The 19,238-nt window shown below is 64.7% G+C and carries 14 protein-coding genes; 9 read left to right on the top strand and 5 right to left on the bottom strand.

The genetic code is table 11. From position 1 onward, the window contains the following. Window positions 1-3: 3 nt before the first annotated feature. The 4 genes from OX460_RS17615 to OX460_RS17600 all read left to right on the top strand — a co-directional run bounded on the left by OX460_RS17615 (window position 4) and on the right by OX460_RS17600 (window position 5,326). Window positions 4-2,835 carry an ATP-binding protein gene (locus OX460_RS17615; protein WP_289899453.1) on the top strand — a complete coding sequence of 944 codons (2,832 nt, stop codon included), beginning with the start codon at window positions 4-6 and terminating at the stop codon, window positions 2,833-2,835. After that, a complete protein-coding gene (locus OX460_RS17610) occupies window positions 2,835-3,845 on the top strand; it encodes a DUF4424 family protein (RefSeq protein WP_289899452.1) in 1,011 nt (336 codons plus the stop codon). Before OX460_RS17615 ends, OX460_RS17610 begins: the two co-directional genes overlap by 1 nt. A gap of 4 nt (window positions 3,846-3,849) precedes the next feature. Then, window positions 3,850-4,428 (top strand): nucleotidyltransferase family protein, encoded by a 579-nt coding sequence (locus OX460_RS17605; protein WP_354669832.1) that lies wholly within the window; start codon window positions 3,850-3,852, stop codon window positions 4,426-4,428. Window positions 4,429-4,516: 88 nt separating this feature from the next. Continuing rightward, the gene (locus OX460_RS17600; protein ID WP_289899451.1) at window positions 4,517-5,326 is read left to right on the top strand and encodes a hypothetical protein; all 810 of its coding nucleotides are present in this window, start codon (window positions 4,517-4,519) and stop codon (window positions 5,324-5,326) included. A gap of 9 nt (window positions 5,327-5,335) precedes the next feature. On the opposite strand, the gene OX460_RS17595 is transcribed toward OX460_RS17600, so the two are convergent. Then, on the bottom strand, window positions 5,336-5,854 hold the full coding sequence (locus OX460_RS17595; RefSeq protein ID WP_289899450.1) for a hypothetical protein: 519 nt from the start codon (window positions 5,852-5,854) through the stop codon (window positions 5,336-5,338). A gap of 223 nt (window positions 5,855-6,077) precedes the next feature. Here OX460_RS17595 and OX460_RS17590 point away from each other — a divergent pair, with 223 nt between their 5' ends. Beyond that, window positions 6,078-6,230, top strand: coding sequence for a hypothetical protein (locus tag OX460_RS17590; RefSeq protein WP_168208500.1), 153 nt, complete (start codon window positions 6,078-6,080; stop codon window positions 6,228-6,230). 24 nt (window positions 6,231-6,254) lie between these two features. Continuing rightward, complete coding sequence (locus tag OX460_RS17585) at window positions 6,255-6,494, top strand: hypothetical protein (protein ID WP_099378551.1); 240 nt, start codon at window positions 6,255-6,257, stop codon at window positions 6,492-6,494. 73 nt (window positions 6,495-6,567) lie between these two features. Here the strand turns inward: OX460_RS17585 and OX460_RS17580 are convergent, their stop codons facing one another. Further along, on the bottom strand, window positions 6,568-10,995 hold the full coding sequence (locus OX460_RS17580; RefSeq protein WP_289899449.1) for a translocation/assembly module TamB domain-containing protein: 4,428 nt from the start codon (window positions 10,993-10,995) through the stop codon (window positions 6,568-6,570). Continuing rightward, window positions 10,995-12,908 (bottom strand): autotransporter assembly complex family protein, encoded by a 1,914-nt coding sequence (locus tag OX460_RS17575; RefSeq protein WP_289899448.1) that lies wholly within the window; start codon window positions 12,906-12,908, stop codon window positions 10,995-10,997. Before OX460_RS17575 ends, OX460_RS17580 begins: the two co-directional genes overlap by 1 nt. A 221-nt stretch (window positions 12,909-13,129) precedes the next feature. Between OX460_RS17575 and queC the strand changes: the two genes are divergently transcribed. Both queC and OX460_RS17565 read left to right on the top strand, forming a co-directional pair. Next, window positions 13,130-13,855, top strand: a complete 726-nt coding sequence (gene queC / locus OX460_RS17570) for a 7-cyano-7-deazaguanine synthase QueC (RefSeq protein ID WP_289899447.1) — start codon at window positions 13,130-13,132, stop codon at window positions 13,853-13,855. Between the two features lie 78 nt (window positions 13,856-13,933). Further along, a complete protein-coding gene (locus OX460_RS17565; RefSeq protein WP_289899446.1) occupies window positions 13,934-14,839 on the top strand; it encodes a sterol desaturase family protein in 906 nt (301 codons plus the stop codon). On the opposite strand, the gene OX460_RS17560 is transcribed toward OX460_RS17565, so the two are convergent. Then, window positions 14,823-15,542 (bottom strand): AraC family transcriptional regulator, encoded by a 720-nt coding sequence (locus tag OX460_RS17560; RefSeq protein WP_289899445.1) that lies wholly within the window; start codon window positions 15,540-15,542, stop codon window positions 14,823-14,825. The two genes, OX460_RS17565 and OX460_RS17560, sit on opposite strands and share 17 nt — an antisense overlap. Before the next feature lie 264 nt (window positions 15,543-15,806). On the opposite strand from OX460_RS17560, the gene OX460_RS17555 reads away from it, so the two are divergent. Then, the gene (locus tag OX460_RS17555) at window positions 15,807-18,812 is read left to right on the top strand and encodes a CHASE domain-containing protein (protein ID WP_289899444.1); all 3,006 of its coding nucleotides are present in this window, start codon (window positions 15,807-15,809) and stop codon (window positions 18,810-18,812) included. Here the strand turns inward: OX460_RS17555 and OX460_RS17550 are convergent. Next, window positions 18,799-19,203 (bottom strand): hypothetical protein, encoded by a 405-nt coding sequence (locus OX460_RS17550; protein WP_289899443.1) that lies wholly within the window; start codon window positions 19,201-19,203, stop codon window positions 18,799-18,801. The two genes, OX460_RS17555 and OX460_RS17550, sit on opposite strands and share 14 nt — an antisense overlap. Window positions 19,204-19,238 lie beyond the last annotated feature (35 nt).

Raw genomic sequence — 19,238 nt, 5'->3', positions numbered from 1 at the left:
CCCATGTTTCATATCAAATCACTTGAACTGGTGCACTGGGATTACTGGCAGCGCATCAAGAATATTCCGCTCGACGCGAAGATCATCACCATCGCGGGGCAGAACGGCTCGGGCAAGACGACCTTGCTCGACGCCTTGCGCACCCTGTTCGGCCTCGACTGCTCGATGGGACGCACGTATAAGCACTATGCGCGCCACTCGGGCCAGCAGACGGCCTGGCTGCGCGCCGTGGTCGACAACAAGAACGTGGGCAAGCAGCTGTCGAACCGGCCGTTCCGCAGTTCCGGCTTCTTCAGCGACGATGAAGTGACGCTGTTTTGCCAGATCCAGAAGAATGGCGGCGACTGGAAGCGCCAGTATCTGATGCGTCCGGGCAATGTGCAGATCGAGGACATCACGGATGCCAACGACTGGCTGGGCGTGGAAAACTACCGCAAGCGCCTGGCCAATGCGGGCCTGTCGCCCGCCATGTCGAAAGTGCTGGCGCTGGAGCAGGGCGAGACGGACAAGCTGTGCGAATACGCGCCGCGCCAGCTGCTCGACCTGGTGTTCCAGGTGTTCGGCGACAAGGAAGTGCTGGACGCCTACGACGAAGCCAAGCGCCACCAGCGCGACACGGAAGTGGAACTGAAGCGCTTCGAGACGGAACTGGAAGCGTCGAAGACCAACCTGGAAGGCCTGCGCCTGCGCGTGGCCAATTACCACCAGTGGGAAGGGCTGCATAAAGAGCGCCGCAACCTGCTGGAAGAAGTGCTGCCCAGCCTGCAGTACCACGAGGCGCGCGAAAAAGCGGCCACGGCCAGCCGGCAATTGCGCGATGCGCGCAAACCGATGGCGCAGGCGGACCAGCAGCTGACCGATAAACGCAATGCGCTGGCATCGCAGGCGAAGGCCCTGTCCGACGCGCAAATGAACGAAACCTTGCTGGAGCAGGAATCGATCGGCTTGCAGAGTCGTTTGTCCTTGATCAATAGCAAGCTCAAACCGCTGGACAGCCTGCTGGAGCAGAAAGACCGTTTGCACAAGCTGGCGGCGGACTCGGGCAGCGACATCGCCGAAGTGGCGGCCCAGCTGGAACAGAAGGAAGCGCAATTGCTGCAGCAGCGCCAGCAGCGCGACGCCTTGGCGGCGCGCATCGCGGGCGAACAGGCAACTATTGCCGCGCTGCAAGGCAAGACGGCCATGCCGGAGCCGGACAACGTGCGCGGCATGCGCCGTGCGCTGCGCGATGCGGGCATTGGCCACGCCATGCTGTCGGACATCGTCGAAGTGACGGACAGCCGCTGGCAGGGTGCCGTCGAAGGCGTGCTGGGCGGTTACGCTTCGGTGGTGCTGCTGGACAAGGCCAAGGATGCGGCGGCCGCCTATCGTCTGGCCGAGAAGGAGCGCTATCGCCACTTCATCGTGCCCGACCTGGTCACGGCGCCTGTCGCGAAAGACGAGAGCTTGCTGGCCGTGGTGAAATTTTCCGCGCCCGTGCCCAGCTGGCTGATCGAGCAACTGTCGCGCATTGCGCGCGTCGATTCCGTCGAAGCAGGTTTCAAGCTGGGCAACCACGAAGAGTGGATCACGCCCGAGGCGTACCACCGCGAACGCCGCGGCGGGCGCTCGCTGTTCGTGGAAGCGTCGCGCTACCGCTTCGGCCAGGCTGGCCGCAGCGGCCGCCTGGAAGCGCTGCTGCGCTCCCTGCCGGGCCTGGAAGGGCAGGAAGACACCCTGACCCTGGCGATTTCGAAATTGGCGGCCGAAGTGGGCGCCTTGAAAGCGCGCATCGCCGGCGTCGACGCGGCCAAGGAACTCAGTGCGCGCCAGGAAGAATTCGCCGAAGCGCTGCGCAACTCGAAGCCGCTGAAGGAAGAGCGCCTGGAAGTGGGCGGTCGCCTGGGCGAGTTGCAAAACCTGACGAAGAACGCCACCGTGGCGCGCACGCGTGCCGATACCGTGTGGCAAAACGCGCGCCTGGCCCTGTCCGAGGCGGAAGCGGGCTCGCGCCTCGGTTACAAGAAGCAAATCGAACAGCGCGCCGAGCATGCGCGCGCCTTGCTGGCCCTGCGCCATGCGTGGCGCCACTTGCCGAAAAGCTGGCGCCGTCCCGCACGCCGCGCGGCCCTCGTGGCCGAGCATCAGAATGCGCACCAGGTCGACTTGCGCGTGGCCAGCCTGCAAAACAGCCTGGCGCGCGACGACTGGGAACTCGACGCCACCGTCATCGACCAGCACCACCGCCTGTCGGACCAGTTGCATGGCCGCCAGTCAGAAACGGACGAGCGCCGCTACCAGAACAACCGCGCCATCGAAGCGACGGGCAATGCCCGCGGCGCCTACATGGAACGCTTGCGCTACACCATCAAGACGTACAGCAAGAACATCAAGGAGCTGGGCGAACTGGCCGGCATCGAAGTGCATGCTGACCCCGTGCGCCTGGAAAACGACGACGTGCAGCTGTCGCAGGCGGGCTTGCACGTGCGCTTCAAGTTCGACGGCAAGGGCGTGATCGGCATGAACGATGGCGAAGCGTCGGGCGGCCAGCAAGTGATGAAATCGCTGGTGCTGCTGATCGGCTTGCTGAAATCGGAAGACGGTTCCGGCGGCTTCGTCTTCATCGACGAACCGTTTGCCCACCTCGATATCCGCAATATTCAATTGGTGGGCGAATTCCTGAAGAACACGGAAGCGCAATACCTGATGACGACGCCGTTGACGCACAACACGGATGTCTACGATCCATCGGAACTGACTTTGATCACGAGCAAGAAGAAAAAGGATACCCAATGGGCGCAACCGATTTTCGTGCTGCAGCGCCGGGTCGATCCCGTCTCGGGCAAGGTGGCGTGATGCTGGTGCGCACCTTGCTGGCATCTGCCGCGCTGGCGCTGGCGCTGGCGTGTTCGGCGCCGGCCGTGGCCAACGACGGCATCGGCTCCGTGAGCGCAGGCGGCATCCTGTTCGGCAAGACGGATGCCGTGGCCATGAAAAAGGAAGTGCTCAGCGTGAGTGCGGAATTGATCAAGGTCGAATACGAGTTCCTCAATGAGTCGAAAACGGATGTGGAGGAGACGATCTTCTTCCCGCTGCCCGAATACGCTTCCGGCTACCACGGCTCGCCCACGTATTATGGCCAGCCACAGCAGTTTACCGTCGACGTGGATGGCAAGCGCAAGGAATATAAAACCACCTTCGTCGCCAAGCTCGACGCCAACGACGTGACGGCCCGCTTGCGCCAGCTGGGCCTGTCGGACGCGCAAATCGCGTATTTCCCCTCGCATACGCCGTTCGACAAGAAAGTGGCGCCGCTGACGGCCGCGCAGAGCAAGATCATGATCCGCGAAGGCTTGCTGGCCCAGCTGTACGACGAGGAATGGGTACCGGCCTGGACCGTGAAAGTCATCTACCTGTGGCAGCAGAAATTCCCTGCCGGCAAAGTCGTGCGCGTGCGCCATCAATATGCGCCGTTCGTCGCGGCTGGTCCGGGCGCGTCCTACCTGGGCGACGGCAATACATTTGAAAAGAAATACTGCGGCGACAAGGCCTTCTACAAGACGTGGAACCGCCTGGCGGCCCAGCAGGGCGAAAGCGGCTTTGTCAATGCCGTGTGGGTGTCGTACATTTTGACTACCGGCAATACCTGGAAGAATGGCATCGAAGATTTTACCTTGAACTTGATCAAGGGCAAGCCGGACGAGCTGGTCAGCCTGTGCTTCCCCGGCACGTTTACCAAAATCAATCCCACCACCTTGCAAGTCAAGCTGCGCAACTTCCATCCGAAGCAAGACCTGGACGTGTACTTCGGCAATGTCGAAGGCACGGTCGCCAACGACGGCGTGGCGCCGCAGATCCGGCCCTAGCTGCGTGAGCAGGCAGGAAGCACTGGCGGCGCGCCTGCGCGCCATCGCCAGCGCCACGCCGTGGTGCATGCAAGCCTTGCACGCCGTGGCGCAGCTGGGCTTGCCCCATTGCTGCATCGGCGCCGGCGCCGTGCGCAACCTTGTGTGGGATGCCTTGCATGGCTACGCGCAAGCGTCGGCCTTGAGCGACGTCGACGTGGCGTATTTCGATGCGCGCGATGTGCATCCCGAAAGCGAAACACAGCTGCGCCAGCGCCTGGAAACCGTGCTGCCCGGCGTGCCGTGGGAGGTCTGCAACCAGGCGCGGGTGCACCTGTGGTTCGAAGACGCGTTCGGCTACGCCGTGCCGCCCCTGCTGTCGCTGGAAGACGCCATCGCTACCTGGCCCGAGTTTGCCACCTCGGTCGGCATCTCGCTGCAGCCTGACGGCGAAATCGGCATCATCGCGCCGCATGGCCTCGATGACCTGTTCGATATGGTGGTGCGGCGCAACCCGGCGCGCATCAGCCTGGACGGCTATGCGCAGCGCCTGGCCAGCAAGGATTATGCGGCGCGCTGGCCGCGCGTCACCATCATCGCCTAGGTGAAACGTGGTTTAAAACATAATTAAATGCACTGTGGATACAGATTGCCTATAATTGCCAATTTTCCAATAGTGTTTTCCTGATCCCATGTCCCTGTCGATTTCCATGCCGTTGCGCCGCCTCGGCCGCCTGTTCTGCCTTTCCTCCATCCTCGCGGCGCCCGCCGCCTGGGCCGACAGCTATACCGATTTCCAGCAAGCCAGCGCGCGCCTGGAAGCGCTGATGGCCAAGGCCACGCTGCAAAGCGGCTTGCCGCGCCTGGGCGACCCTGAAGTGGCAGCGTTGATTGCCCGGATTACCGACGCGCCGGGCCTGTTCCGGGCGCCCGTTGCGGCGTTGCAGGACATCAACCCGAGCGTGGCCCTGTGCGAACGGGCAACCAACATCGGCAAGGCGTATTACACGTTTGGCAGCGAGCGGCCGCTGCCGCTGTCCGGCGCCGAGTTGCAGCAGGCGCGCAATGACCAGGTAACGGAGAACCTGGCCAATTATGGCGATGAAATGAGTACTTTTTTTGCCTTTGGCATGCATTGCCATGCGCACTTGATTGGCTTGATGGAGCAGGAATTCAGTAGCCAGCCGCTGCAGGTAGTGAGCGGTACGGAGCGCATGCGGGCGCGCGCCTTCAGCAAGGGCTCGACCACCCTGTATGTCGGCGTGGTGCAGTTCGTGCAAGTGCCGTTCTGGACCGTGGCGCAAAAGAAGCGCATGCTGGAAGCGGCCGCGCAGTACGCAACGCCGAACGTCGCGCTGATGGCGCCGCCGTTGCGCGAGCGTTTGCTGGGCAGTCTGGCTGATGCGGATAAGGACCTCGATCCCGCCCTGGCGCCGGCGCTGGCGACGATACGCCAGGCGCTGTCGGTGACGACCTGCGAAGGCCTGTGCCAGTACTACTGACGGGATGACTTATTCGGGCGCCTGCAGCGGTTGGTTGCGCTGGCGCCAGCGCACCAGGCCCCACGCATACACGGCGTAGTAGCCGATGACGAGGCCGTAGGCGGCCATCGTCAGTGCGCTCTGGCCGAACGGTGGCGGCGGCACGGGCACGTCGGCGCGTGAATTCATGTAGATTTGCATGCCACGGTACAGCAGGCGGGCGATGAACAGCATCGTGATGGCCAGGCCCAGGTAGCGGTGCTGGGTAAAGAAAAAGTCCTTGCCGACCTGTTCGAAGCGCGTCAGCTTCAAGCCCAGCACACCCAGCCAGCCGCCGGCCAGCGCGGCCGCGCCCAGGCTGGACAGGGGCAGGACGTCGAACTTCGTCGTCGTCGCCAGGAACAGCAGCAGCGCGGGGAAGGCGATTGCCACCGTCCAGTGCCGCCACAGCTGCGATTTCTGGCGCGCCACCAGTTTCTTCAGGCGCGAATAAATGCGCCAGACCAGCAGCGGGACCAGTAACAGCAGGGCGAGGGTGGTGGTTTCCATGTATGCAATCGGGTACGGGTAAAACAGCGATTGTAAGCCAGATGGGGGCAGGCGGCGATGCTTGTCAAACGGTAAAAGTTGCATGTTGACATTTACATGGCATGCAAGCACTATGCCTTGTCACGCCGTGCCGCCGGCCGCGGACGTCAGGCCGGCAGGCAAACATGGACAGGCGGCGGGCATCTCGTGGTATGGTCTTCTTTTGTCCGCCGGGAGGCCAGCCATGTCCGTCATCCATGCCCACCGCGCGCCCGACCCGGCGCCCGTCGATGAACCCATGCCGGCGCCGGAGCCGCAAGAAGCGCCCGGGCACCATCCGGGGCCCGTGCACCCGGTGCCGCAGGACGATCCCGTGCCGCACCCGCATCCCAGTTAATCTCGTCAAGAAAGGCTGTTTTAGATGGCAATTGTCAAGGAAGTCTACACACGCAAAGTCAGCGGAGAATCGTTCGACTATGAACTCGATTACACCCAGGGCACGGACGTGGCCTGGATTGCGCGCGTGTATCACGATGGCGTGCTGAAAGGCTCGCCCCATGGCGCGCTGACGGCCAACGTGCTGTCCGGCCCCGCGCTGGAACAATATTTGCGCGCGTACGTCGAAGGCATGATCGAGCGGGGCCTCGACGTGGCCGAGTAAGTTTGCCTTTGCGGCAGAGCAAAGAAAAGGGCGCCGAGGCGCCCTTTGTTGTTTCTTGCACTTCAACGTCTGATTAGTCGAACGCCCACGTGTACAGCACGTCCAGGGCATTGTTCGTGCCGGTCTGGAATTGCAGGGTGATGCGGCGGTTCAGCTTGTAACGCAGCTTGACCAGGCTCGTCGCTGTGCTCGTGCCTTGCTCGAACGTCAGGTAGGCGCGCGAGGACAGGCGCTTGCCAACGGTGACGACTGTGCTTTCCAGCCCTTGCGCCTGCGACAGGCCCACTTCGTCGAGTCCCAGCGAATTGGCCAGCTTGCCTTGCAAGCCGCCGCCGGAGCCGCCGAAGAGGGCGCCTGCGGCCGTCGTCAGCAAGGCCATTTCATCGCCGGCCGCCGTTTCCGCGCCGTGGCCCAGGATCAGCCAGGCCAGCTTGTCGCTGTCCGACACGCTCGGGGTAGACACCAGCTTGGCCGTCGGCGCCTGGGCCGTGCCGCGCACTTCCACGCCCGCTTCCACATTCGTTTCCGACAAGGCTTCGCCTTCGGGACGCTTGCGCACGGCCAGGATGTTCAGCGACGGGTTGTCGTAGGCGCCCGTGAAGGCGATCAAGCCCCGTTCGATCGACAGCTTTTGTCCGTAGGCGGCGTATTGACCTGTGACAACCTTGATGCTGCCCGTCACGCGCGGCGCGGCGCGGTTGATGACCCTGGCGCGCACATTGCCCGCCAGGTCCGCATCGATGCCCATGCCGCGCAAGTGGAAGGCATTGCCCAGGTCAAATTCCAGGTCGATATTCAGCGGCAGCGACGGCGCTTCCTTGCTGCCCTTGACTTCCTTGCCCAGCACCACCACGTCGCTGCTTTGCGTGGGTGTATCCTGCGGCGCCAGTTCGATCAGCGCGCGGTTGGCCTTGAACTTGCCCTCGAAGCTGAAGCGCTTGTCGTTGCGCACCAGGGTGCTGTTGCCCGACAGGATCAAGGTGCGGTCGGGGCGCGACAGCGCCTGCAGCCGGTCGGCCATCAATTTCAGTTCCAGGCTCGCTTCGCCATTCGCAAAGCGTACCCAGCCGTCTGCCTGTACCTTGCCATCGCCGCCGTCAAAGCTCAGGCGCTGCAATTGCAATTGATCGCCGGCCAGCTTGGCTTGCAGCACGCCATTGCGCAATTTCAAGCCCTGGTCGGCCCAGTTCACCAGCAGCTTGCTGCCGTTGATGTCGCCATTCAATTGCGGCGCGCCGATGGTGCCGCTGCCGGACAGCGCCACTTTCAGGGCGCCGCCCAGTTCCAGGCCTGGCTGGCCCGTCAGCGGCGCCAGCCAGGCCAGTGTATCGATGCTGGTGGTGCCCGTCAGGGAGAGGGCGCTGTCGTTGCTGATGCGTCCGCCCAGCATTTGCACGGTGGCATTGATGTCGCTCTGCCCCGCGCGCGCGCCGTCCAGTTTCACGGCCAGGCGCAGCTGCTGGTTGGCGACATCCACGCGGGCGTCGAGGGTGCGCAAGCCCAGCGCCAGCGGCTGTTCCACGCCCACCGTCACGTCGCCTTTTTCGCGGTAGATGTGCAGCATGCCCGCCAGGGAGGGATCTTTCTGCTGCGCCGTCGGCACCTGCATGTCGAGCGACCATTGCGCGCCCAGGGTCAGGTCGCTGCGCGCATTGGCTTGCAGCGAGGGAATCACTTGCGCCAGATACGTCAGCGCCACGCCCGCCGCCTGGCCGGAACTGGTCCAGCGGGGGCCGTTCTTGACCAGGCTTTGCATGGTGATGCTGCCTGCTGGCAATTTGATGGCGGTGTTGCCCACGCTGATCTGCTCCGGCTGGCCCAGGCCCGCCACGCCGCTGCCGGCAGGGCCCGCCACTTTCACGGGCACGGGCGCTTGCAGCACGAGCGCATAGCGGCCCTTGTTTTGCAGGCTGTCGATCGTGCCCGTCCAGCTGGCGCCGCTCTGGCTGCCGCGGATTTGCACGGTGGCATCGAAATCGTCGTTGCGCGCCGCCAGGCTCACGGTATGGCTGCCGCGCGTGCCCGTCGTGGCCAGGCGGGCGCTGCCCAGCTTGAAGGTGGGCGTGCTGTAGCCCGTGATGTCGAGGCTGCTGACCATGGGGTCGAGCGCGCCTTGGCCGGCGCCCACGCTGGCGCTGCCCTTGATGGATTTCAATTGCTGGTCGCCAAAGAAGGTCAGATCGCGGCCATCGAGCGTCAGCTGCGCGGCCGGCGCGTCCATCTTGCCGCTGACGGAGCCGGACGCTTGCAGCACGCCGGCAAAGCGGGGGCCCAGGGTCGACAGTTGCGGCGCATCAAGTTTCCACGTCAGCTTGTCCGTGGCGCCGCCCAGCGCGCCCTTGGCCAGCAGGCTGTTCGGCCCCAGGCGCAGTTCCGTATCCACGCTATCGACCCGTTTCGCATTGGCCGACAGCTTGGCGTAGCCGGCCAGCGGGGCATTTTGCAAGGTCGATTCGCGCAGGGCCAGGTTGAGGGCCACTTGCCAGTCGCCGCTCAGGCGGCCGCTGCCGTTGAAATCCGCGTTGACGTTGCCGTTGGGCAGTGCAGCACCAAATGCGGCCGGGTTGATCTTTTGCAAGGAACCCGTCACTTTCAGTTCCGCTGCCTGCTTCGGTCCCGTCAAGCCCACGTCGCCGCTGGCATGGATGGCGCTGTCCGGCGCGGGACGCTTGCCGCTGGTCAAGCCAAGCCCTTTCGCATCGGCAACAAACGTCGTGCGCGGCTGCTGCATGGTGCCTTGCACCACGCCGCTGGCCAGCACGCTGCCCAGCAAGTCGGACTGCAGGGCGGACAGTTGCCGCGCATCGACGTTCCAGTTGAGTTTTTCGCCGGCGCCGCCGAAGTTGCCCTTGGCCGTCACGTTGTTCTTGCCCAGCGCCAATTGCACGTCGATGCCGCTGAAATGGGCCGCATCGGCCGTCAGCTTGCCCTTGCCGGACAGGGGCTGGTCGAGCAGCTTGCTGGGGCGCACGGTGAAGTCCGCATTCGCCAGCCATTGCGGCGCCACGTGGCCGTTGGCGCGCACGTCGAGGTTCAGGTCGGCCACGGGGAAGGCGCCGAAGTCGGCGGGATTGAGACGGCTGGTGCTGGCTACGGCCTTGAACGGTTGCTCATCCTTCAGGCTGATCTGGCCCGTCGCGTTGACGCTGCTTTTGCCGGCTTGCAAGGTCGCCTTGCGCAATTGCACGAGAGAATCGGCCAGGGTGGCTTCCACGTCCAGGCGCAGCTTGGCTTCGCCCAGCTTGGCGCGCAGGGTTTGCGTCTTGCCGTCGCTGTCGAGCACGATATCGCCGACGATCTTCGTACTGTTGATGCTGCTGTAAATGTGCTGCAAGTCGATCTTGTCTGTGTGCAAGGTCAGCTGCGCATTGCCGATGGGGGCATCGGCCGCGTCGCGGTTCAGCTTGCCGCTGCCCGTGAATTTGCCTGCGGTGCCGAAATCGATGAGGGCCGACTCCAGGGTGGTGGCCGTCAGGGTGCCGCCTAATCTCGCCTCGAACTGGCGCAGCGGCAGCTTTTGCTGGTCGATGGGGCCCGGTGTCGCGTGGTTGAGGATGGCCAGCTTGCCCGAGACGGTTTGCGCGCTTGGGCGCGTATCGATGGCGGCGTCGAGTTCCAGGCTCAGGTCCGCCTGCGGCAAGGTCGCGTCAAACTTGCCCGGATTGATGTTGCGGCCTTTGATGCTGGCCGAGCGCAGGATGATGACGGGGTCGAACGGCGCCAGCGCCAATTGGGCGTCGGCCGTGGCCGCGCCCGCGCTGCCCTTGGCCGTCACGTTCAGCACATTCAGGTCGCCGCCCAGTTGCAGGGCCAGGGCGGCCGGTTTTTCGCCGGCGGCGGGGTTGATCTGCGTCAAGCCGGCTTTGCCAGATAGCTTGAACGGTTGCGTGGCGGCAATCGTCGCGCTGGCCGTGGCCTGGCCGAACGGTGTGAGGGCCGAGGCGTCTTCCAGCTGCCATTGCGTCTTGTCGCCCGACAAGGTGAAATGGATCTTTTCAAATACCGTGTTGCCGCCCGGACTCACCAAGGTCACCTTGTCCAGGCGCGCGTCGGCAATGCCGATCTTGAACGGCGAAGCCAGGCTGGCGGGCATCGTCGACGGTTCCTCGGAGGGCGCCGTGCTTTCCACGGACAGGCTGGCCACGTGCAGTTCGCTGATCGCGATGCCTTCCGAGAAGAACTGGAACGGCGACCAGTTGATGTCGATATTCTCGGCCGTGATGTGCTGCGTCTTGCTGCGGTAGCTGACGTGGCCCAGGTGCATGCGGTTGTACAGCGAGCCGGACACGCCCGACACGGCGATCTCGCCGCCGCTGGCGCTGGCCACTTTTTGCACCAGCATCTGCAGGGTCGATTCGCGGCCCAGGAACCAGAAGGCGCCGCCCAGCAGCACGGCCAGGCTGGCGACGGCGATCGCCACATAGCGGGGCCAGCGGCGGGCCTTTTTCGCCGGCGGTGGCGGCGCGGCGCCGTTGGGGGACTCGGTAGTAATATCGGACATCAGAAAGTGAATCCCAGAGAGAAGTGCAAACGGTAAGCATGGACGGCGTGGCCATACGCCACGTCGACATTGATGGGGCCGACGGGGCTCTTGTAGCGTCCGCCCAGGCCGTAGCCCGATTTCGGCGTCATGGCCGCCTTGACGGTATCGGCCGCGTTGCCGGCATCATAGAAGGCGGCAATGGCCCACTTCGGCTTGAACCAGTACTGGTATTCGGCGCTGCCGGTGAGCATGTAGCGCCCGCCGATGGTGGCGTCGCCTTCCTTGACGCCCAGTTCCTGGTAGCCATAGCCGCGCACGGACTGGTCACCGCCCGCGCGGAACAGGTAGACGGCCGGCACGCCGCGTTTTTCTTTCGAGCCCAGCGCGCCCATTTCGCCGCGCACGATCAGCTCGCCTTTTTCACCGAGCGGACGGTAATACACGGCCTTGCCGGCCACGCGCACGAAGCGCTCGTCCGTCAGCACGGGCAGCAGGGCGCCGCCCACCTGGGCGTTGATGACATAGCCCCTGGTGGGGAACAGCAGGCTGTCGAGGCTGCGCTTGGTGATGGCATAGGTCAGCGGCAAGCTCTTGCTGCGCGTCTGTTCCAGGCCGACCACCGTCTTGTCTTCGCTGAGGAACTCGAACGTCAGGCTGCGCTCGAGGTTGGTGCCGCCCCAGTTGCGCTTGGCCGAGATGGTCGTGACGGCCGTGATTTCGTTGGAAATGTCGCTGCGCTCGAACGAGGCGCCCGCGCTGTCGTTGTAGCCGCGCTCGGTCGTCGGAAAGTAAAAATTGGCGTGCGCCGCCTGTTTCTTCGTTTCCATGGTGATCGCGCTCTTGAAGCGCGTGCCCCACACGTTCAGGTTGTCATAGTTGAGCTGGGCGCGATTGCCCGTGTTCGTACTGAAACCGAGACCGGCGCTGACGTTCTGCTGCTTGTTTTCCGTGACGCGCACCACCAGCGGCAGCAGCGGTGCGGGGCCGCGGTTGACGGGCTTGGCTTCGGCGGCGGCGCTGCCACCTTCGGCCTCGGCTTGCTGGCTTTCCTGGCCGGCCTCGATCTGCTCGCTGAGGATGCTGCTCATGTCGGCGCTCACTTCCACGCTGGCAAAGTAGCCCGTGTCCTGCAGGCGCGCCTGCAACGATTGCAGCGCCGATTCGCTGTAGTACTCGCCCGGGCGTATCTTGTCGAGGTTGCGGATGATGCTGGGATCGTAGCGTTTCAAGCCTTCGATGCGCAGCTCGCCAAAGCGCAGCTCGGGGCCGCTGTCGAGCACCACCAGCAGCGAGACTTTATGCGTTTCCGGGTCGACCACGGCTTGCGTGTCGACCAGCTGGGCGCGCGGGTAGCGCGTCTGCACCACTTCACGCAGCAGGGCGCGCTTGGCCGATTCCCAGTCGGCCTGGCGAAACACGCTGCCCGTCTTCAGCGACCAGCTGCGCTTCAGGGCTTCCGTATCGTAGGGCTCGCTGGCGGCCAGCGGCGGCGTGGGGTCGAAGCCGCGCAATTCCAGCTCGACCTTGTCGATGGTGACCGCCTCGCCCGGATCGACGTCGACGATGACGACAGGCTTGGCGCCGCTCGTATCGACGCGCACCGTGACGACGGGCGTATAGTAGCCGGCCGTGGCGACGAGGTTCCTGGCTTGCTCGGGCGTATCACGGACGAGGCGCTGCAATTGCTCGCGGTCCATGCGCGGGTTGCCGCGGAAGCGTTCCAGGTCCAGGTTTTTTTCAAGCAACTCATCGAGGTCGCCCGGTGCATTGACCTTGACCTCGTACTGCAGCGGGGCGGGCGCCGCTTCCGTGGCGGCGCTGTCGGCGGGCGCATCTTGCGCGCTCTGTTGCGCACCCTCCTGCGCGGCGGCCTGGGCGATGGGGAACAGCAAGATGACACTGCCGGCGGCCGCCAGTGTCAGTTGACCCATTGCTTTTGTCACTACTTGTGCCAAAATTCGTGGTCGTATCGCCTTGCCGGCAGCCGTATGCCGTATGGGTCGTGCAGAAAACATGGTGCTCCAGATGAGTAAATGCTGACTGCATGTTACCGGAATAGGTAAACTGATGGCGGACGAATAAGTATTTTTTGCATGGGGAATCTCGTTTCCCCGCGCACTATTGGACAGAACAAAACTCAAAGAAAGAAATTATGCTAGCAACGGACTCCGCACTGGTGCTCTTTAGCGGTGGACAAGATTCCACCACCTGCCTGGCCTGGGCCTTGAAACACTATAGCCGCGTGGAAACTATCGGCTTTGACTATGGACAGCGCCATGCGATCGAACTGACCGTGCGTCCCGGCGTGCTGGAACAGATGCGCCGGCAATCGCCCGAGTGGGATAGCCGCCTGGGCCAGGATCACATGATCGACCTGTCCCTGATTTCCGCCATTTCCGATACGGCCATGACGCAGAACGTCGAGATCGTCATGCAGGAAAACGGTTTGCCGAACACATTTGTTCCTGGACGCAACTTGTTGTTCATGACGGTGGCCGCCACCGTGGCCTACCGCCGCGGCTTGACGGTGCTGGTCGGCGGCATGTGCGAGACGGATTTCTCCGGCTATCCGGATTGCCGCGACGACACGATGAAGGCCCTGCAAGTGGCCCTGAACCTGGGCATGGATACGCGCCTGAAGCTGGAAACGCCGCTGATGTGGCTGGACAAGGCGCAAAGCTGGGACCTGGCGGAAGACCTGGGCGGCCAGCCGCTCGTCGACCTGATCCGCAGCGGCACGCATACGTGCTACCTGGGTGAGCGGGGCGAGCTGCACGACTGGGGCTATGGCTGCGGCACCTGCCCCGCCTGCGCCCTGCGCGCGAATGGTTACCAGCAATACGCGGCGCGCAAGGCTGCGAAGCCGGCTGTCAAATAAGCAGTTTGCGCCGTTTCTTCAAGCGGCGGGGAGGGGGACAAGGCCATGCTGTGGTTTTTGCCACAGGAGCGTCTTGCCATGAAATCTCTCTTTGCCGCGCTGTACGGCCCCGTGTTCTGGGCCGGCTTCATCGGCGCCGCCACCGTGCTGGTGGCGCTTTGCCAATTCTCCCTCCGGGTCTTGCCGCCGTTATTGCTGCTGGCCCTGCTCACATCCTTCCTGGCCGAGCGTTACCTGCCGTATGACGGCGCGTGGAACCACGAGCATGGCGACGGCGGACGCGACATTGCGCACGCGCTCGTCAATGAAGCGCTGTACCTGCTGGGACTGGCCATCTTCCCCCTGCTGGCCGGGCACCTGGCGCTGGGTTCGTTCTGGCCCGGCCAGTTGCCGTTCTGGGCGCAGTTGCTGCTGGCCATCCTCATCGCCGATTGCGGCATCACGCTCGTGCATTACCTGAGCCACCGCTATTATTTTCTGTGGAAACTGCATGCCGTGCACCATAGCGTGACGCGCCTGTACGGTTTCAACGGCTGGATGAAGCACCCGCTGCACCTGCTGCTGGAAGCGGCGGGCGGCATGCTGCCCTTGTTGCTGCTGGGCATACCGGAGCGTGTCATGGGTGTGCTGGCGTTTGCCGTGGCGATCCAGCTGCTGCTGCAGCACGCGAATGTCGACATGCGCATGGGGCCATTGCGTCACGTGTTTGCCTGGGCGCCATTGCACCGTTTTCACCACATGAAATACGGCACGGCCGGCGACGTGAATTTCGGCCTGTTCTTTACCTGCTGGGACCGCTTGCTGGGCACGCGTTTCGACGCGCCCGGCTACCGCATGCGGGGCGAGGACCTGGGCATCGGCAGCCGTCCCGATTACCCGGCCGCGTACGGGGCGCAGCTGCTGGAACCGTTTCGCGCGGAAGAGGGCGTGCGCGCGCCCGCATTGCCGGCGGACTTGCGTAAAGCCATCAATCGAGCAGCTTGACGTTGAGCTGGCGCAAGCTGCGGTCGGCGCGCACGCCGAACAGGCTGCGCATGGTGCGCGAAAAATGCGCGGCATCGGCAAAGCCGGCGCCGTGGGCCGCTTCCGTCAGGGTGCTGCCGAGCAAGATGAAACGGATGGCCAGGCGCAGGCGGCGCCATAGCACCAGCCGCCGCACGGGCAAGCCCAGCTGGGCGCTGAACAGGCGTTCCAGCTGGCTCAGCGACAAATGCGCCGCCTCGGCCACGGCGGCCGCGCTGACCTTGCCTGACAACAACGTGTCGACCTTGTCCAGCGCGCGCCGCAAGCGGGGATCGGGCAAGTGTTCGCGCGGCTGCGCCTGCAGCGCGGCGGCCAGACTGTCCAGGCTGGGCATGCCTGCGCTGCCGGCCGCTGCCAGCAGGGCCGGGCCGCCCAGGCGCTGCGGCTCCGCATAGATGGTCAGCAGGGGCGCCGGGGCGGCCAGGATGGCGTGCGGACGCAGGCTATCGACCAGCAAGTGCCGCGCCGTGTGGACGATGCCGTCGAGCTCGGCCGTGAAAGGCGCCCCGGTGCTCAGCATCAACTGGTGCGCATAATGGGCGTGGCTGGCCGTGGCGCCCGCCGCGCCATGCAAGATGGCGAAGTCCGACGCCAGCCAGAGTGTTCCCTGCCAGCTATCCTGTTGCAAACGCGACTCCCAGGTGATGGATTGCGGGGCGATCATATCAGCGAGTGGTGGATTGTTTTCACGGCATCGAATTTTCCTGGAGCACACATCATTGCATTGGCGAAATATGTGATTTTTTTAATACAATATTCAGCATTGCAAGGCCGCCCGCTGTAACGTACTATCATTCTCATCGACTACCGATGGTAGTCCTGCAGCCCGCCGCCAGCCACGTCGCTGGCCGTGAAGCGGTTTGATATCCGTTCTGCTTGTCATCCTGTCATGCCTACACGCGCGTCTACGTCGTGGTTTGCTGGGCCAGTGTCGCACTGGATGGGACCGCGCGTGCTGGCCGCGCTGGTGCTGGCGCTGTGCCTGGGGTTGACGTATGGCGCCTGGCGCAATGCCCACGATGCCAGCGAACAGCAGGTGCGGGCCGATTTCGATTTCCGCGTGCGCGAACTGGTCAATAACATCGCCGGCCGCATGCAGACCTATATCCAGGTGCTGCACGGGGTGCAGGGACTGTATGCCAGTTCGCAGGAAGTCACGCGCCGCGAATTCCATGCCTACCTGGCGGTGCAGCAGGTGGACCGCCACTTTCCCGGCATCCATGGCATCGGCTACCTGCCGCTGTTGTCCGGTGCCGCCCTGGCGCGGCACGAGGCCGGCGTGCGCGCGGAAGGCTATCCCGGCTATGCCGTGCGTCCGCACGGCCAGCGCGCCTGGCATGCGCCGATCACCTATCTGGAACCCTTGAGCGAGAGCAACCTGCTGGCCTTCGGCTACGACATCGGCTCCGAACCCGTGCGCCGCGCCGCGCTCGAACAGGCGCGCGACACGGGGCAAGCTGCGATGACGGGCAAGATCCACCTGGTGCAGGATGGCGGCAGCGCCCAGGCGCATGGTTTTCTCATCGTGCTGCCCGTGTATGAGAATAGCTTGCTGCACGGCAGCGTGGAGCAGCGGCGCGCCGCCTTGCGCGCCTGGGTCTTTGCGCCATTTCGCATGGGCGACCTGATGGCGGGCGTGGGCGGCGAGAGCGCGCGCCAGCTGGACCTGGAAATCTATGATGGCGCGCAACTGGCCGAGGCGGCCCTGATGTATGACAGCTTGCCGGGCGCCTTGTCGTCTGCCGCCTCGGACAGCCTGGTGGCGCAGGAAACGATCACCATCGCCGGCCATGCCTGGACCTTGCGCGTGCGCGCCATGCCCGGTTTCGATGGCGAACTGCTGGCGCGGCCCCGCCTGGTGGCCTTGACCGGCTTGCTGGCCAGCATCGTGCTGGCGCTGACCGCCTGGCTGCTGGCGGCGGGCCGCGCCCGTGCCCAGGCGGCGCTGGCGCGTTCGAGCGAACTGACGGGCCAGCTGGAGCAGGGGCAGGCGAGCGTGCTGGCGATGGCCGAGGCGGCGCAGCGCAGCCAGGCCATGCTGCGCAGCATCCTCGATTCGACCATCGACGGCATTCTGGTCGACAACATCGATGGCCGCATCTTCACGTCGAACCGGCGCTTCCGCGACCTGTGGCAGGTGCCCGACGCGCTCGACTGGCAAGCCGACGGCGCGGCGCTGGTGCGCCATGTGGAAAGCCAGCTGGAGCAGGCGGCGCCTTTCCTCGGGGCACGCGTCCACGCGCCGCACGGCCACCGCGAGCGGCGCGACCTGCTGCACCTGCGCGATGGACGGGTGGTCGAGCAATATGTGCGCAGCATGCAACTGGGCAATGAACAGGCGCGCTTGTGGACGTTTCGCGATATCAGCGAGCGCAGCCAGATGGAGCGGCGCGAGCATACGCGGCGGCAAGTGCTGGAAATGCTGGCCACGGGCGCGCCGCTGGAACGGGTGCTGGAAAGCGTGGTGCTGAGCGTGCAGGCGGACCATCCTGCCATGCTGTGCAGCATCTTGCTGCTCGATGAAAGCCGCCACCGCCTGGTGCTGGGCGCGGCGCCGGGCTTGCCCGCATTCTTCAACCTGGCCAGCCATGGCCATGACCTCGACACGCTGCAGGGCGTGCATGGCATCGCCGCGCAAGCCTTGCGCGATGACCTGCGCGTGATCGTGGGCGACTTGCACGCCGTTGCCGATGCGCAGGAGACGATGGAACTGGCGTGGCGGGCCCAGCTGCAATCGTGCTGGGCCGAACCCGTGCGTGGGGGCTCGGGCAAGCTGCTGGGCGTGCTGATGGCGTATCACCGCCAGCCCACCTTGCCGGGCGCGGCGCATCTGGCGCGGCTGAGCGAGGCGGCGCACCTGGCCGGCATGGCCATTGAGCAGGCGCAAGTGGCACTGGCCCTGCGCGCCGGCGAAGCGCGTTTCCGCAGCCTGTACGACCATGCGCCCGTGGCCCTGTGGGAACAGGACTGGTCGGCCGTGCGCGCCGCGCTCGATGTTCTCGAGCAAGCGGGCGTGCGCGACCTGGGCGCCCATTTCCAGGCCCATCCGGAGGCGCTGCAGCGGCTGGCGGGGCTGGTGCGCATCATCGATGCGAACGGCGCCGCGCTGGCGCAGGTGCGCGCCAACGAGGGCGACCAGCGCCGCGGCGCGCTGGGTCTGGCGCAGAATTTCGACGACAGCGCCTTGCCGCGCTTTGGCGATGCGCTGCTGGCGCTGGCTGGCGGCGCCCACCTGTACGAGTGCGAGAGCAGCTTCGTGCGTCTCGATGGTGCGGCGCGGCAAAATGAATTGAGCTTGCTGGTGATGCCGGGCCATGCGGACAGCCTCGATTTCGTCATGGTGTCCTCGCTCGATATCACCGAGCGCAAGCGCATGAACGCGGAACTGCTGCAACTGGCCACCACGGATTTTTTGACCGGCTTGCCGAACCGGCGCCACTTCATGGCGGCGCTGGAAAACGAGCATGCGCGGCTGCAGCGCGAGCTGGCCAGCTGCGCCAGCGTGCTGATGCTCGATATCGATCACTTCAAGCGCGTCAACGACGAGTATGGCCACGCAGTGGGCGATGCCGTGCTGCGCCACCTGGGCGCACTGATGTGCCAGGCGCTGCGCAAGGTCGACGTGCCGGGCCGCGTGGGCGGCGAAGAATTCGCCATCTTGCTGCCTGGCACGGATCTGAGCGCCGCCGCCGTGTTCGCCGAACGGCTGCGCCGGCGCGTGGCGGAAAGTTCGCTGACCATCGATGGCGGCATTGTGATCACCATCACGGTGAGCATCGGCATGGCCGCCATGGCCGGTACCGATGCCGATTGCGACGCCGTGCTGGCGCGCGCCGACGAGGCGCTGTACCGGGCCAAGCGGGGCGGGCGCAACCGCATCGAACAGAATGACGGCGGCGGCGACGGCGTGCTCAGCAAGTTCATGGCGCAGTGATTACAGGCTGTGCTGACGCGCTTGCGCCTGCTTGCGCCTGCTTGCGGTTGCGGCTGACGATCAGCCAGACGATGGCGACGGGAATGAGCAGCGGCAGCAGCACGGGCGTGCTCAAGGCCAGTGCCAGCACCACGCAGAGCGCCACTACCGCGATCAGCACCACGCCCACGCCGGCCAGGACCACTCCCGTGATGACGGCGGCGCACACCACCGCGATGGCGGCGATCAGCAAGCCGCCGCCGGCAAACACCAGGCCGAACAGCCACTCCAGCGGCCCGTCGACATCGTCGCCGTTGAACTGCATGTGCATGTCGCTGCCACTGCCGCTGATCTTGTCGAGGAACAGGCAGGCGAGCATGACGATGAGGACGAAGGTGAGCAATTTTTTCATGATAGGCCTCGGTGTGTGGGTGATGGGGTGTTGCA

The organism is Janthinobacterium sp. SUN033 (genome assembly GCF_030397595.1).
In the GTDB taxonomy this organism is placed as follows: domain Bacteria; phylum Pseudomonadota; class Gammaproteobacteria; order Burkholderiales; family Burkholderiaceae_D; genus Janthinobacterium; species Janthinobacterium kumbetense.
Note: the sequence above shows the minus strand (reverse complement) of the source record. Positions and strands in the feature narration are given on the sequence as shown.